Raw genomic sequence first — 16,023 nt, 5'->3', positions numbered from 1 at the left:
CCATGGCTTGCAAACAGAAGGAATCCACGATGAAGAACGAAATGTTGAACCTCCGCCGGTTTTTTCGGAACCGGTTCGAGTGTCTGATCGACCATAATGACGCGGACGGCTCCGGCACTGGTGACGGTTCCGCCATCGGATTGGCTGAGGTGTGCGAACTCTTAGCCAATGATGACGAGAGTTTCCCGCGAAACTACGACCAGGATCTTCGACGATTTTGCGGTCACGAGGCTTCTATCTGGTTTCGCGAAGTGCGCAGCTACGGCGATGTCGCCCGGCATGTAATTTGTATGCTGGAAGCGGGCAGCAACGGAAATACTCGCCCTACTGGCTTTTGGGTCAGTAAGGTTCTCCATTGCGACAGTCCCATCATCCATATGCGTAGCGTAGAGAATTTCAATTGGGAGCGAAACAATGTTGAGCGCTGAGCTGAGAGAGCGAGTGTCCGCAATGGCGGAAAAGTATCGTCAGCATGAACTGGACTTCCTCGAGATGCTCGGGAGAATCGATAACCGCAGAATGCAGCACCTCAAGCCCAGGATCCGCGTGAGTGCTACATCGTATCGGTGGTCGATTGCGGATAATTCAGAGACCGGCATCGCAAAGGGGCAATAGTCCTTGCTTGAGGCCCCGCACGAGGGTGCGGGGATGCACCTGGTATCGCTCGGCAAGATCGCCAAGTGATACCTTGTCGATCGTCATGGCGTCCCGTGCTTCAATGATCTGCTGTGGCGTGAGTGCTGGGGGACGGCCGATGAAACTCCCCCTTGATCGTGCAGCCGACATCCCTGCCTTCGTCCGCTCGCTGATGATGGCGCGCTCAAATTCAGCCATCGCCGCCATGATGTGGAATGTCAGCCGCCCGCCCGAGGTAGACGTATCGATAGCCTCGTTAAGCGAACGGAACTCGACCTCTCGCTTTCCCAGATCGTTGATCGCACCGATAAGGTCAATCAGTGATCGGCCAAGTCTGTCGAGTCTCCATACGATGAACATGTCACCTGCACGAACTGCATTTAACGCCTCCGCCAATCCGGGCCGATCGAACGTGGAGCCTGATATACCTTGATCTGTAAACGTGCGATGACAGCCATTGGCTTCCAGTGCCTTGAGCTGGAGGTCCAGATGCTGCTCATTTGTCGAGACTCGGGCATATCCAATTTTCTGCACGACAACCTTCAATTCTGCTCTTCAATAGTCGGCACTATACCCGGTAACCCATTGACTAAAAGGAACCTTTTTGTCCGACGACGGGTTTCTTGTGCACCTTGAACGCGAGCCAAATGGAAACAACGGCTTACGTCGAGGACGATTATGGTTGCGAGCTATGGGATAAAGGTTCCCTTTTGTCGGGCTGAAATCCTCGGATCGCCAAGTGAAAATCTTCAAAATGCTAACCGTCGTTGCTGCTGTCTCGTCTCTCTGGACTTCGGCCAGCGCTGGCGAAGCTCCAATCCATCTTTTCCTCAACGAGGACTCCGCAGAAACGAAAATCGACGGAATGAACGTCAGGCTGCGAGCTGAACTTTCAGACAAGGATCGGAAAGAACGTGATTTCGCTCGAACCCCGCGTGTGTGGATTACCTGTTTTGACAATGGTCGGCAGATTATGAGCATCGATACCGCTGACGATCTCGATCCATGGCCGTCTGTTACCGACGGCCAGGATGTCAGAGCAAGCGCGGTTCTGAAATCCCAGACTGGCTCGTTCAAAGATCTCACCACTCAAGTCAATGCATCGCGAGTAAACGATCTTTTACAGATCAATGTAGACATTACCGGGCGAGCAGAGGACGTTGCGCGCTCTTGGCTCCAAGGCTTTCCGATCAAACTTACCGCCTCGCCCGACGGCGGGGAACTGGAGGCTCTTGAACTCGTCATTTTCCCTGAATCGAGAAGCTCTGTATTCAGAACAGAAGCCTCAGCACTCGTTCGAGTGTGCGAGGTTCTGGGTGGTTAGTAAGTGGCACGCGCCAGGGCGACTCACCGGCGCGCTCGGCATATCCAGAGCGACAAAGCGACATCCAGCTGCACCAAGCCAGCCAGCAAGCTCCCCTGAGTCAAATAGCGCTACGCCAGAGCCAACCTGTTCTTCTCAAGCGCTGCCTGCGCCCATCCTGCCCATTGATCCTGGGGTGGCAGCCAAAACCAGCCGCCTTTATCGTCGCCCACGACCTCAGCTTCGCCAGTTGCGGCGCATCCCGCGGTGAGTAAGCAGATCCATGCAGCCCGCTTTTCGTGGTCGCGCTCGCCAAGAACTGCGGTCAACAGCTGAGGATTACGCCAGCCAATCTTTTGAAACAGGTCTGAAAGAACGCCGCTATCGACGGCATGCTCATACAGCCAATCAAACTTCTTGCGTTTACCTGCTTTCGGCAGGGCAAAACGTGCCTCTGGCAGCAGAACCCCCCAAAAAGGCGTTTGGAAATGCTTCAATCATGAAGGTGTCCTGCCGGATCGCCCTCGATGCGCCTGCACTGTGTTCTGCCAGATGGAGCACTTGATTTGCAGTTTCCGCCGCAGCCCGACGTAAATCTTTGCCGTAACCATGATTACTCAGACCAGGCTTGCATCGCGTCTGGAATGCGCCGCGAATGAACAGGCGTTCGCAGAGACGGTCCAAGCTATCATCGGAACCGACAGGGACGAGCGGCCCGTCGATGGCTATCACCGAGAACTTCGTAGACGCTGGGATGTGCTGGCTACGGCGTTCCCAATCGGCGTGCGTCCTGGCTGCTCCAAAATCGCCATTCTTGCTCCATGCGATGCCGGTGGTCGCCCTCGATTTCGAGAAGCCCACGTCGATGCCAAGAAGAGCGATGCGGCTGAGATCGACTGAGGGCTCACTCATCCCACCGCACTTTCGTTAAGCCCGTTGATCACCTCGATCAGACGCTTCGTCCTCTCAAAATCAAAGACCTGCTGCGGTCCCTCCGGGGCCTTGTCGATGAAGGGGCTCTCATAGAGCATGCCGGGATCCATGGTTCCCTTCTCCGTCAGATGCTCAATCACCATATCAACGAATTCGATCTGCTGGGCGGTGGCAGCGCCCTCTGCAAGGAATTCGCCAAAAGCTTCCACAACGGCATGGCGATCCAGACCGACAATCGATCGGATGAACGCGCCAAAACCATGCGCCAGCTCTGTCGCCTTGTCGAAATGTTCCTGATCGCCGATCCCGGCTGTAATCAACATCTGCTGCAATTCGGCAATGTCGGTGGGGGTCAGCGGTTTGCCGTGACGTAGCTTGGCGATCGCAATGTGATCCTCGTGGTTGCGCAGAAAATGCCGTGCCTTCTTCTTGAAACGGGCGAAATCCACCTCACCAACCTGCGGCATGTCTAGCTCTGTCGCAACACCCAACTCATCCTCGAAATTGGTGTAGACAATCGCCTTCCTTCCCTTCTCGATGTGCAGCACAAGGCCACGCAAACGAAGCCGCACAAGCTCCAGCAGCGGCACCGTGACACCTTCCCACCAAACATCAGAGAGGATGTCGAGGATAAGCGAATGCTGAGCTGCAATGACAGGAATTGCCGTCTGTTCATCAAGCGCCGACGCGATATCGACGAGTTGCTTCTTCAACCGGTCGAAGCGTTTGGAGCCCTTCAGGAGGGCGATTTCCAGGTTGAACATCAGCAGGTCGAAGCGCTTGGCCTCTTCCGGCTCACTCTTCATGGCATTGGGAAGCGGCGCCACCTCCTCGACGAGCTCATCGCGCACCTCATCGGAAAGCGTGCCCCAGACATCCGGCACCTGATATTTTTCCACCAGCCTGCGTTTGGTCCGAACCACGAAATTGTCGAGGTTCATCGTTCCGACATAGGTCTTCAGGAAGTCCAGCGCGGCATCTCGGATCTGTTGCTCGCTCGGCGGTGCGTCCGGTCCTGCATCATAGACAGCGCCATCCTCCGCCACGCCGGGCGGTCGGTCTGCCGCAGCCATCTCGTCGAGTCCCCGCACCAGATCGAAGCGGGCGGCGAAAAGCCGCTCGCTGAGCGATTTCGCTGTCGAACCTTCATCGGGCTTCAGGTTCTGGCGGAAGAATTCGAGGTTCTGGCAATAGTCGAAAACCCGGAAAAATTCCTTGTCTTCGCCCGGCCCGAAGAGGTTGGGGCAAAGACGTGTCCCGCGCCCGATGATCTGCCAGAACTTGGTCTTGGAACGGATCAGCTTGAAAAGAACGAGGTTCACCACCTCTGGCACGTCGATGCCGGTGTCGAGCATATCGACGGAAATCGCGATATGCGGCGCGCCATCCTTCTTCGAGAAATCATCGATGAGCGACTGCGCATATTCAGTCTTGAAGGTAATGATCCGGGCAAAATGGCCGGCGAGATGCGGATAGGCGAGATTGAACCGTTGCTCGATGAACTCTGCATGAGCCTGGTTCTTGGCAAAGATAATCGTTTTGCCGATGCGGTCACCGCCAGCAACTTTTACGCCGTCCGTCATCACATGGGCTAGCACCTTGTCGACAGTATCGGCATTGAACAGCCATTTGTTGACGGCCTGCGCATCGACGCTATCAGGCGGATCTCCATCTTCCTCATCCCATTCCAGCATGTCCCATTGCTCTTGTTCCGTCTCGGACAGATCGTCATAGCGAATGCCTTCGCGCACGAATTTGAGCGGCACGGACACAGCTACAGGCGGCACCAGCCATTCATCGGAAATGGCCTGATCGAGCGAATAAGCATCCGTCGGCACGCCTTCTTCCAGATCGAACAAGCCATAGGTATTGCGGTCGATCTCCTCGCGCGGCGTGGCGGTCAATCCCACCAGCAGGCTGTCGAAATAATCGAAAATGGCACCATAGCGCTGGTAGACGGAGCGATGCGCCTCATCGATGACCACAAGATCGAAATGCCCCGGCCCAAAGCGCGCCGTGCCGCCCTTGCGCTCGTCGATCAGGTTCATCATGGTCGGATAGGTGGAGAGAAAAACGCGGCCCTCCCCGGTCTTTTCCGTTATGAGATTGACGGGCGAGGATTCTGGCAAATGTGCCTTGAAGGCTTTCACCGCCTGGTTCACCAGCGCTATCCGGTCCGCCATGAACAGAACGCGTTTCACCCAACCGGCACGCATCAACACGTCGATCAGCGCAATCACCGTGCGAGTCTTGCCAGAGCCGGTGGCCATCACCAGCAGGCCCTTGCGTTGCTGGCGCACCTCGAAGGCTTCCTTCACCCGCGCAATCGCCCGTTCCTGATAATAGCGCTCGACAATCTTTCGGTCGATCGCCACGCCCGCCATCGGCTTGCGGGTGCTGCGCCGCTGGATCAGCAGTTGCAGTTCATCCTTCTTGTAGAAGCCGGAAACTTCGCGTGGCGGATAGGCAAGATCATCCCAGATCCAGTGCTGATAACCGTTAGTGTAGAAAATCACCGGACGCTGGCCGAATTGTTGCTCCAGGCAATCGGCATAAAGCTTGGCCTGATGTTGACCTTCACGCGGGTTGCGCTTGCTGCGCTTCGCTTCCACCAGCGCCAGCGGCTTGCCATCATCTCCCCAGAGAACGTAATCGACAAAGCCCTGGCCCTGATTGTTGGGCATGCCGGAGACGGGAAATTCCCGGTCTCGCGCCGCGTTCAGCGCCCAGCCTGCTTCCTTCAAAAGAAGGTCGATAAAGGTATCGCGCGTCTGCGCCTCAGAATAATCGTGATGGTCTGGCCGTTGCTCATTCTCGCGGCGAATGCGGTCGCGCTCGGCACGTGACGCCATCAGCTCTGCATCCAGATCACCCTTGTCGCGCAATAGCTCGGTGAAAGCCTTGTCCTTGGCCTCCATCTCGCTTTTAAGCCGCGTCAACTTGGCAAAGGCGCGCTTAACGAGATCATCCGTGCGCTGAAGCTGCGCTGTCTCAAAACTCAAGCCATCCGGCGGCGGGGCCTTGGCATAGGTGCGGGCCAGCCAGAAACAGAGGTGAAACAGCTCGCGCACCGCATCACCGGCGTCCTTGGCCGAGGTCTCGCGGGTCTCGTGAACCGCCAGATTACCAATGCGGATGATGAGCTTCGCCTTGGTGAAGATCGCCTGTCCGGCGCGCTGCTGAAAGCTCGGCTCGTGGATCAGCGCCGAGATCCTGTCATCATAGGGGAAGGACAGCCCACTATCGTTCTTGTAAGCCCATTGCACCGCCAGTTCCACCGTGCGCCGGGCATAAAAAGCCGCCGTGCGCGGATCGCCCGCCACATAGCCTTCCGCCTTCTTCGCGCTCTCGAAGATTTCGGGAAATTCAGCAGCGAGAAAAGCGAAATTGGACATGGGCGACCTCAGAGTTGTCCGGTGAAGGCGCGGTGTTGGAGAGAGGCGAAGAGGGCTTCGTGACGTTGCACTTGGATTTCTTTAAGTTGTAGCAATTTTGCCTGCTGTTCAATTTTCTCGGCAAACTCAATCTGTAATTCTTCCGGCGGCAACATGACGGGAAATTTCTTTAAATCGCCCAAATTTATTCCTCGAACGGCTACTCCCTTAGTTCTCCTCGCCATCCAATGCTGGCTCGCATCGGATGCCAGTTGAGCACCTATAAAACGTGAGTTCGCGGCGACTATTGCTAGCCGTGCAGTATCCTGTGTGATGTTAGCTCCATCACACAAAGGTGGAGTCACCGCAATTCGTCCAACATGACCCCTGATAGATATCAATAAATCACCGGCTTTAAGGGCCGAGCGGCGATACTCACGGGCGATCGCAGGTGTGGTTCGGCGAAGTTGGTTGCTTAGAACCATACCATCACGCATATCGACCACCCTAACATAAGGAATGCCCCCGGGAATATCTGGGCCTGGCATAAGAATACCATATGTAATTTTTCTATTAGGGTCGATTATCTCTTGAAGTTCTCTAACGGCGTATCCATTCGGATTGCTCACCGGATCGCCAAACATCTCATGAAAGATTGATTGGGTGAGGCTGTCGAGCAGGGCGATGGCCTGACGGCGCTTGGCGCGCAGCGCATCGGCCTTGTCCAGGATCGCCGCAATCCGCTTCTGCTCGTTGAGGGGTGGAAACGGGATGCGGAGCTCCTTTAGCACATCGAGCGTAATACCCTTGACCGTTGCTCCCGTAGCCTGCCTCTCCAACACACTGGAGTTTGCCAACAACGCTTGTAGTAAATATTGAGGGTCGATCCCCGGTCGAGGGAACAGCGCCTTGATGTCCTGATTGATTGCCATTGCTGTTTTGTTGATGGCCGCCTTGCCGACAGCCATACGCGTAGGAACCAAGATATTCCCGGCCGGAATAATGTTCGTCGCAGAATTGCGAACACCAGCCTCGGTAACAGCATCAACAGTTTCAGCGATCTCCGCCGACTTGAAATCTTTGACTGAAGCCCACGGAATAGATCCACCCCAGTATTCCGGAATGTCTTTACTAGGGGTGCCGCCGCCTCGGATATCCACGACGTCCCCCAATCGGACCATCCGATCACTCACAGCATCGCCTCCAGCTCTTTCAGCCCCGCCGCAATCTCGTCCTCCAGCGCCAGCAGTTCGGCAATGATCTCCCTCGGCGGGCGGTGCTCGGCAGCCTCGTGCACCACTTCCTTGTAGCGATGGAGCGAAAGGTCGTAATCTGCTGCTGCAATGTCATCTCGGCTGACAGTAAAGCTCTGGCCGGTGCGCGGGTTAGCCAGTTCTTTGCCGTCTCGCTCCTTCCAGCGCGTCACCACATCCGGCAGGTTGTTCTTGACATGCTCCTCTACGGAAAGCGCTGCCTTTGGCACGGGGCCGAATTTTTCCTCGCTCACCAGCATCTGGCGCTTGTCATCCAGGCTCATGCCATCGGCCTGCACATCATAGAACCAGACGTTTTTAGTGCCGCCGGAATTGGTTTTGGTGAAGAAGATGATAGCGGTGGACACGCCGGCATAGGGCTTAAACACGCCCGACGGCAGTTTCACGATGGCGTCCAGCTTGTGGTCATCCACAAGCATCTTGCGGATGGCCTTATGCGCCGTGGAGGAGCCAAACAGCACGCCATCCGGCACGATGACGGCGGCGCGCCCACCCGGTTTCAGGAGCTTGAGGAACAGCGCCATGAATAGAAGCTCGGTCTTCTTCGTCTTGACGATGGCGCGCAGATCAGCCGACGCCGTTTCCTCATCCAGCGAACCGGCAAAAGGTGGGTTGGCAAGGACCAGTGAATATTTGTCGGCATCATCCCCATGGGAAGAGGCAAGCGAGTCCCGGTATCGGATATCGGCACCCTCGACGCCATGCAGCTGCATATTCATGGAGCCGATGCGCAGCATCGTCTGGTCGAAATCGTAACCGTGGAACATGCCGGCGTGGAAATGCTCGCGGCTCGCCTTATCCTGAAACAGCTTCGGATGGTTATGCCGCAGATATTCGCCAGCCGCGACCAGAAAGCCGCACGTGCCGCTGGCAGGATCGCAGATGACGTCCTTTTCCGTCGGCGCCGTCAGCTCCACCATCAGCTTGATGATGTGGCGCGGCGTGCGGAACTGGCCATTCTGCCCGGCGCTGGCAATCTTGCCCAGCATATATTCATAGAGATCGCCCTTGGTATCGCGATCCTCCATTGGGATTTCCGCCAGCATGTCCACAACCTTGGCCAGCAGGCCCGGTGTCGGGATGGTGAAGCGCGCACCCTTCATGTGCTCCGCATGCGCCGTGCCCTTCTCGCCCATCTCACGCAAGAAGGGGAAGACATTCTCCGAGACGATGAAGAACATACGGGCCGGATCATCATTGCGGAAATGCGACCAGCGCAGCATGGAATAGGTGATCTCTTCCTTCACTTCGCCGGTCTCTTCATCGCGCACTGTGCGATAGACCCCATCCGGGAAAATCACCCGCTCCATCGGACGGCCCAGCATATTTGCCTTGTTCTCTTCCCGCGTCTGGATGTCATCCAGCCCGCGCATGAACAGTAGATAAGTGATCTGCTCGATTACCTCCAGCGGATTGGCAATCCCGCCCGCCCAGAAGGCATTCCAAACCTGATCGACCTTCGAGCGAATTTCACCTGTGAGCATGCGTAGTCCCTGTCATCATCCGAATCAGGTTGCACCTTAGTGGCCTTCTCTCCTTGATTGGAATCTAATTTTCCGGATGAATTGCTTCACTTTATCGATTGAGTTCCAAACTATTTCCATCTTGGAAGACAAAGCCGTTTGTATTGCATGGATAGAAAACAAAATTGATTGACTTTCAAAAATCTATTTTTTTGGTAGTCAAGGCGTATTGACTGCCACCCGAGCAAATCAAACGCCCTTGAGTTCTAAAAATAGCGTTTTTTGGTAGACAAGCCGACTTGTCTTCTGCATTACGAAGACAACACCCTTTGTGCGTCAGAAATATTGGAATTTGGAAATCAAAATGACATTGCGCCCCGGCCTGGATCTCTCGGAAGCAGTCGAATATCACTACGACCAATTTCCGCCTCGGCAAATCGATGCTGGCCGTCTTATCATGCCGGTGGCGTCGGCATCCGCCGCCTTGGCGCGTTACGATCAAATGCTCAAGAGCATGCATAACAGTGAGATTCTGCTCGCACCACTGAGAAACCAGGAAGCTGTCGTGTCTTCGCGCATGGAAGGCACGGTGAGCACGCTGGATGAAGTTCTAAGATATGAAGCCGATCAGGAAGAAAGTGGTGACGAGGCTGGTGGTCACTATCGTAACGAAGCGATCGAGGTCTTCCTATATAGCCGCGCACTGACGGCGGCGCAGCGCAGTATTGAACAAGGAGCTCCCTTATCGAGCTTTCTCATCAAGAGCGCGCATCGGGTCCTACTTGGTTTTGGGCGTGGTGCTCACCTATCTCCCGGCGAATTCAAAACAGAGCAGAATTATCTGGCCGATCGGATGCGGCGCAAGGTCCATTTTGTGCCTATGCGGCCGGAGCAACTTCAAGATGGGATGGACCGCCTCTTCGCTTTTATCGAGTCGGAGGATTGGCAGATTCTGATCAAGACAGCAGTTGCTCACCTCGAGTTCGAAGCGTTGCATCCATTCAAGGATGGCAACGGTCGAATTGGCCGAATGCTGATCACTCTCATGCTCTGGAAGTCCGGAGCAATCTCTGCCCCGCATTTCTATATTAGTAGTTATTTTGAAGACCGCCGCGACGAATATATAGATCGGATGCGCGAAGTATCTAAATCAGGCGCCTGGACCGATTGGATCATTTTCTTCTTGGAAGCGCTGGAAGCGCAGGCGCAAAAGAACTTGGCAACGGCCGAGCGAATTCGCGACCTCTATGAGGAGCTGAAACGAGAGTTTCCCCAAATCCTGACATCGCAGTGGAGCACAGCGGCTTTGGACTTTCTCTTTTCTCGTCCGGTTTTCAGGAATAACGTCTTTACGAAAAAATCCGGCATTCCGGAGACTTCGGCGCACCGATTTACGCGCATCCTGTCTGAACGTGGCCTCATTCGAACAGTGGAGCCCGCTGCTGGCAGACGGCCAGCACTATATAGCTTCGAACCGCTTTTGCAGATCGTCCGTGACTAGCCACAACGCCGGCACATGCGGCTCACGGATGGTTAAGGTTCCGCGAGCCTATGTCCGTCAGCCCGGCCATTGATGTTTAAGAGGAGCGCGCAACGCAAGCGTTCGCGCATGCGGAGAGGTGGCAGAGTGGTCGAATGCACCGCACTCGAAATGCGGCATACCTGCAAGGGTATCGTGGGTTCGAATCCCACCCTCTCCGCCATAATTTTCCTTGGGTAGGTAGGGTTTCTCCCTCACGCGATTTGATTTTGCGAGGCATTGACCCACAATCCGTTTTCGCATTTGACGATCAGGGCCACATCCAAGGCACTACTCGCTCTAAATAATCGAAAAATGCCTGAGCGCGGTTTCAATTGCCTCTCGTTTCTCTCCCGGACATGCGTATTTTCTTCCGTTGCTGTCGATCCGATTGGGAGCGTCTTGGCTCGTTTTTCCATAAGCCGCCGTCACATCAGCGATCCAACAGGTTTTGGAAACGAAGTCATGCTGTTCTTTGACCCATGACTGAATTTGTTTGTAAGTCGCCATCTGCTTTGCCTCAACAATTCCAAAAGCGAATCGGGTTCTGAACATGCTTTAAGTCTGGATTGGTGATCCTCTTACCGCGATCACCCACATACAAATCCCAGATTTCTCTTGACGCCGGTTCCCCAATAAATGCAACTCGATGACCTTCGGAATCTGTCACGTGAGGCACGTCTCCGAAATGTTCACGCGTCGCTGGTAACCAAACTTCCGGTTTGAAGGCGCCAACGGTGACGCCACGAACTACGGCGATTACATACTCGGCCGCTTCGGCACGCGTCTTACTCATTCTCCAGCAATATCGAACGAGGTCGTAGACGGCCCGTTGGTTGAAGCGCTCTTCCAGTTTGTTAATGCAGATGAGAACCAAAGGGTGCGCAGGTCTATCTGGAAATTCTGGCAGACTATATTTGTCGACCAATTCGATATGGTTCATTGGCCCTCTGTCGGTGCTCGCATGGCCCCCTTGAAGATTCGTGAGTCCGGGATAGGCGTCTATCACTGCCGCCTCGACTTCGAAAACGGCCTCATCAGGTATTTCGTGTCTATGGATTACGTGAAGGACCTCCAGGCCCGCGTTTTTTATCGCGCGGATACGATCTAGCTTTGCCCCTAACTGTTGAGAGGCATCGTCGGCGACCTCCTGCAGGCCCGCTGCATGATCAAAGACGCGGTTGTTGCGGCCCTTTCCGACGTAAAAAGTTTCTCCGTTTCGCGGATCGATTAGGCGATACACGTAGTTGCCTAGCTTTTCGCAAACTTCAGCTGGGAAGCGGGTAGTCGATGACATGGAATGCAACCTCTATTTGCCCTCCAAATGCCACTCGAATAGAAGATTCGCAACGATATCCTTTGCGCCGGGATAATCCTTGGCCCCTCGTCGGGGCATCCTAAGCATGATTGACAACAACGTTGGAGATCACCATGGCAACGATCAGAAAACTCAGAGGGCGCTGGCAAGCACAAGTGCGAAGGCGCGGTATGAAGCCCCGCTGCAAGAGCTTCGACACCAAACTCGAAGCCGAAAAGTGGGCACGCGACCTCTAAGCACAGGTCGATAGGTTCGGCGCTGCCCCAGACACGAAAATCCTTGATAGCGCGAGGCTCGGGCAGCTTCTCGAACGTTACCAGCGCGAAGTGTCGCCTCTGAAGCGCGGGTCCATCCAAGAGATACAGCGGATCGACGTGCTCCGTCACCACGAACTCGCATACAGGGCGATGATCGGACTGAGCCAGCAGGACATTGCGTCGTACCGTGACGAGCGGCTTCAGAGTGTAGCTCCATCTACTGCTGTCCGCGAACTTGCGATTCTTAGCCACGTCCTCGAGGTCGCAATCCGCGATTGGGGCCTGCCGCTCGCAAAGAACGTCGTAAAGATGGTTCGTCGTCCGGTGATACGCAACGAGCGAAGCCGTCGCCTCGCATCCGACGAGGAGCAACAGCTGCTTGATGCTTGCGACGCCGGAAAAATACCTTTTCTCCTCACACTGTTGGTCGTTGCCGTCGAAACCGGGATGCGCCGTGGCGAGCTTCTCGGACTGAAGTGGAGTGATTTCTCTCACAATCGTCGAGTGCTTTCACTCGCTCTTACCAAGAACGGTTCCGGTCGTGACGTTCCTCTGTCACGGCGAGCATTTGATACATTGAAAGCTTGGAAGGAACACCCGGACGTAGATCAATCTACTATATTCCCAATGCGTCCCGGGACGCTGGAACAGGCATGGCGAAGGTTACTGGTGCGTGCTGACATAAAGAGGTTGCGCTTCCATGATCTCCGCCATGAAGGTGTCAGCCGTCTGTTTGAACGCGGTTTGAATGTGATTGAGGTCAGCAGCGTGAGCGGGCACAAAGAATTACGAATGCTGCGCAGATACACGCACTTGAACGCTGACGATCTGGTTGCTCGCTTAGGATAGATCAATCTACCACCTCAATGCGTCGCGCAGCCTTCCGCGACCTTTACGTTTCCCTGCAAGGCGACAAGATTCGTCAAGTTGCAGCCGGACTTTCCTGCGGAGTTGTTCTATTGGTTGCATAAACGCTGCGAAACAACGCTTAGACCTGACAAACCTTTACGCCACCTTGCCTTTTTTTGATGAAATTGCGCGATTTCAGCGTTTTTTGTCGAAACGTCAAGGTTCATGAACCTCTCTGGGTTGTATCTGCCGCTGCAAATGCCTTCAGGCTCCGGACCGTGTGCGCTGGTCGCTCAGGCATGGTGATCAGTCTGCCGCATTTGCAAATCAGCCGAGCTAGAAATCCTTGCTCGCCAACGCAGAAAACATATCCGCGCTTGTCGCAGGCTAATGCTTAGGTAGATTGATCTATGATCACGCTGCGGTCTGAGCTACCGCCCAAGTAGGATGGACGGGGACGGATTGGTCTGGTCGATGTGAAGGATAAGCTCGCCTACCTGACTTGGTTTCGTGAACAGCGCACCTATGGCGATGTTGCCCGTTTGCTAAGCCGCAAGTTGGCGGGCGAAGATGGAAGGATGCCGCGCGTTGGGGGACGGTGGGTGTATGCGGTGTTGAAGGCCGCACGTCAGTCGTCAACTCAGATTTCTTGATTAGGCGGTATGCTCTCAAGCATGCCAAGGTTCAGTTGCCGCTTATGCTTCGGGAGATGCATGACAACCCCGGGGCAAAGTCCTCGACGACCCGCCAAAGTAGCCATCTCCTCAAAACAAAACTCCCCGGACTGAGGACCAGGGAGTAACCTGAATCTCATCAGGCGCGCTTTGACTGGAGTTAGTGGCTCACCCCGTAGGGACGGGTTGGATCGAGCATTCAACCCCAACACTGCAAGTAAATTTAATGTATATTTCCTAGATATAGCTCCGATAATATTGATTCTATTCTTTTGTTAAATTACCTGATACGGCTTCAAAAAATATATTAAACTATTCTCGGCCATGCACGAAAAGCCCGACTCAAAGAGCCAGGCTTCCCGTTTATCCAATCTCGGAGGTCTGATCGGATCAGAACGAACGCTGAAGACGTACGAAGCCCGTCCAGCGAGCATCCAGCTCTCCGCCCTCGATATCAAAGTCTTCGTAGTTGACTGCAACCTTGGTGGAGAGACCTTCGGTGATCTTGTAGTCAACCGTCACGCCGACCTTCCAGGCATTGACGTCAGACCAGTAGTTGGTGCCGTAGTAGGTATCTGTAGGCTTGCTGTCAGGAATCAAACCACCGGCTGCCGCAAACTCTGCTGCGGTGCCCTTGTAGGCGATATTGCCGGAATACTGGACGCCGGGGGTGATCGTCAGCTTGTCAGTTGCCTTGACGGCATATTCAGCGGCAACTGCCCACTCGGATTCAGCATAATAGGCGTTGACGCCGGACGCCCAGACGCCTGCCAGGCCGAAGGTGCCCGGGCCCACGTCAGCCGTTGCAATCAGGCGGATAGCGCCTTCTTCCTGGTCGGTGTCGTAGCCGCCGATCAGCTGCAGCGTGGCAGCACCGAACTTGGCGCCGAGCCCTGCGGAGATGCCGACATGGTTGTAACCTTTGTACACGCTTCCGATGCGTTCATCGTCGAACTCTACGAATTTGGAGCCAGTGCCTTCAAGTTCGTCAAGCGAAACACCGCCCCAGAAAGAACCCGTGTCGTAAACGTAGCGAATGGAGTTGAACTTCGCGTTCGTGGAGAGCGTGTCGGCTTCACCAGATAGGCCATCATCCCACCAGTTATAGAACTGGCCAACCTTTAGGCCGCCGAGTTCGATGAAGGCTTGGTCGACGTTAACGCCACGGCTGGATTCCTTGTCGGCATCGCCGCGCAGACCAATGAAGCCACGCAGAGCGCCGAGCTCGGTATCGGTGCGGGTGTCGACCTCAAACTGCGCACGGCTGACGCTATTCCAGTCGGATGCATCGGACTTGTCACGGCCGAAGCTGGTTTGGAAACGGATGTAACCGCCGAATTTCAGGCAGGTTTCGGTCCCGGGGATATAGAAGAAACCCGTGCCAAACGCGTCACAAACGCGGACATATTCCAGGGCCTCGGGTTCGGTGGCGACGATAGCGTCGGCAGCCTGTGCGCCGGATACTGCTGCTAGAGCCGCAGTGGAGCCGATAAGAAAACTCTTAATGTTCATGATTGAACTCCAGTCATATCAATTGACAAAACTGCAAGACTGAAACCAGGAATAACGTGCACTTCAAATCTTAACCGGCACACAGATATCGTATACCACAGAGTAATATCAATACATATCGACAAATCTGGTGGATTACTTAATATATTTGATGGATAAACGTAGCAATTGTGCCACATAGGTAAAACTACTCATTGACTATGCCTTAAATAATGCAATTTGTACTATGACAATACTTTTATTGGCAGGTGACGACCAATCTGCGACAGCTCCAGCATGAGACAAGAGGAACTGGGCCAGCAGCTCTTCTCCACCTATTGAATTCCAGTCAGTTTGATTTTCCATCAACGCACGTCCTCTGAGATGGTCGTCCCCTCCTGACGCTTGAGGATAGTTGACTTATTGGTTCCGCAGAACATAATAAGAACATCATTTGACACCGCGGCGTGTGCCTATCGGAAAATCAAGGACGATTTGGACTCTTGAACCGGAGAATGGAAACGTGCGCCCAGAGAGAAGAGAACCGGAAGCCGATCCGGTGGACCACATTATCGCATGGCACGACGGCGATAGCCGTGCTGCCATCGAGACCCTGATGGAAGATATCCAGCATTTGTGAATGCAGCTGGCCTTGGCGACGGCTGCAATGGGCAGAGGATTTACGTCGGGATGGCTACCGGACGCCGAGCGAAAATGAAATGCGCCACCGTCGCGGGACCTTACCGGCGGCAGCAACGATGCAGCCAAAACCCACTGGCATCTTTGTTCACCAGCGCGACCACTCAGCCACCTTGGCCGATCTCGCACAATGATACATGGTGGCTTCGCCTTAACCGGGCGGTTGGAGTTGAGTTGATATCAAGGTTCCATGACACCCATGACCGAAGCCCCGCATACCCACTTCAGACGCC

The 16,023-nt window shown here is 54.7% G+C and carries 12 protein-coding genes, 1 tRNA gene and 1 pseudogene; 5 read left to right on the top strand and 9 right to left on the bottom strand.

Features of this window, described 5'->3' with window-relative positions; translation table 11 throughout:
- Positions 1–29: 29 nt before the first annotated feature.
- Complete coding sequence (locus PL640_RS11295) at positions 30–428, top strand: hypothetical protein (protein ID WP_271361938.1); 399 nt, start codon at positions 30–32, stop codon at positions 426–428.
- A 157-nt stretch (positions 429–585) separates the two neighbouring features.
- Here the strand turns inward: PL640_RS11295 and PL640_RS11290 are convergent, their stop codons facing one another.
- Positions 586–1,170 carry a recombinase family protein gene (locus PL640_RS11290; RefSeq protein ID WP_271362100.1) on the bottom strand — a complete coding sequence of 195 codons (585 nt, stop codon included), beginning with the start codon at positions 1,168–1,170 and terminating at the stop codon, positions 586–588.
- A gap of 205 nt (positions 1,171–1,375) precedes the next feature.
- On the opposite strand from PL640_RS11290, the gene PL640_RS11285 reads away from it, so the two are divergent.
- A complete protein-coding gene (locus PL640_RS11285) occupies positions 1,376–1,960 on the top strand; it encodes a hypothetical protein (protein WP_271361937.1) in 585 nt (194 codons plus the stop codon).
- 110 nt (positions 1,961–2,070) lie between these two features.
- Here the strand turns inward: PL640_RS11285 and PL640_RS11280 are convergent, their stop codons facing one another.
- From PL640_RS11280 to PL640_RS11265, 4 genes are all read right to left on the bottom strand, one after another.
- Positions 2,071–2,436, bottom strand: a complete 366-nt coding sequence (locus PL640_RS11280; RefSeq protein ID WP_271361936.1) for a hypothetical protein — start codon at positions 2,434–2,436, stop codon at positions 2,071–2,073.
- A gap of 411 nt (positions 2,437–2,847) precedes the next feature.
- Positions 2,848–6,267 (bottom strand): DEAD/DEAH box helicase family protein, encoded by a 3,420-nt coding sequence (locus tag PL640_RS11275; protein WP_271361934.1) that lies wholly within the window; start codon positions 6,265–6,267, stop codon positions 2,848–2,850.
- 8 nt (positions 6,268–6,275) lie between these two features.
- Complete coding sequence (locus PL640_RS11270) at positions 6,276–7,406, bottom strand: restriction endonuclease subunit S (RefSeq protein ID WP_405049212.1); 1,131 nt, start codon at positions 7,404–7,406, stop codon at positions 6,276–6,278.
- Positions 7,407–7,435: 29 nt separating this feature from the next.
- Positions 7,436–9,004, bottom strand: a complete 1,569-nt coding sequence (locus tag PL640_RS11265; RefSeq protein ID WP_271361933.1) for a type I restriction-modification system subunit M — start codon at positions 9,002–9,004, stop codon at positions 7,436–7,438.
- Positions 9,005–9,347: 343 nt separating this feature from the next.
- Here PL640_RS11265 and PL640_RS11260 point away from each other — a divergent pair, with 343 nt between their 5' ends.
- Positions 9,348–10,484 carry a Fic family protein gene (locus PL640_RS11260; RefSeq protein ID WP_271361932.1) on the top strand — a complete coding sequence of 379 codons (1,137 nt, stop codon included), beginning with the start codon at positions 9,348–9,350 and terminating at the stop codon, positions 10,482–10,484.
- 112 nt (positions 10,485–10,596) lie between these two features.
- Positions 10,597–10,686, top strand: a tRNA-Ser gene (locus PL640_RS11255).
- A gap of 116 nt (positions 10,687–10,802) precedes the next feature.
- On the opposite strand, the gene PL640_RS11250 is transcribed toward PL640_RS11255, so the two are convergent.
- Both PL640_RS11250 and PL640_RS11245 read right to left on the bottom strand, forming a co-directional pair.
- Positions 10,803–11,012, bottom strand: a complete 210-nt coding sequence (locus PL640_RS11250) for a hypothetical protein (protein ID WP_271361931.1) — start codon at positions 11,010–11,012, stop codon at positions 10,803–10,805.
- Between the two features lie 10 nt (positions 11,013–11,022).
- The gene (locus PL640_RS11245; protein WP_271361930.1) at positions 11,023–11,799 is read right to left on the bottom strand and encodes an LEM-3-like GIY-YIG domain-containing protein; all 777 of its coding nucleotides are present in this window, start codon (positions 11,797–11,799) and stop codon (positions 11,023–11,025) included.
- A gap of 134 nt (positions 11,800–11,933) precedes the next feature.
- On the opposite strand from PL640_RS11245, the pseudogene PL640_RS11240 reads away from it, so the two are divergent.
- Positions 11,934–12,926 (top strand): annotated as a pseudogene (locus tag PL640_RS11240) (site-specific integrase).
- Between the two features lie 1,064 nt (positions 12,927–13,990).
- Here the strand turns inward: PL640_RS11240 and PL640_RS11235 are convergent.
- Positions 13,991–15,112 carry a porin gene (locus PL640_RS11235; protein WP_271361928.1) on the bottom strand — a complete coding sequence of 374 codons (1,122 nt, stop codon included), beginning with the start codon at positions 15,110–15,112 and terminating at the stop codon, positions 13,991–13,993.
- A gap of 198 nt (positions 15,113–15,310) precedes the next feature.
- Positions 15,311–15,457 carry a hypothetical protein gene (locus PL640_RS11230; RefSeq protein WP_271361927.1) on the bottom strand — a complete coding sequence of 49 codons (147 nt, stop codon included), beginning with the start codon at positions 15,455–15,457 and terminating at the stop codon, positions 15,311–15,313.
- Between the last annotated feature and the right edge of the window lie 566 nt (positions 15,458–16,023).

Origin of the sequence: Agrobacterium sp. ST15.16.024 (genome assembly GCF_027956545.1) — a bacterium.
In the GTDB taxonomy this organism is placed as follows: Bacteria; Pseudomonadota; Alphaproteobacteria; order Rhizobiales; family Rhizobiaceae; genus Agrobacterium; species Agrobacterium cucumeris.
This window is presented reverse-complemented; position numbering and strand designations above follow the sequence as displayed.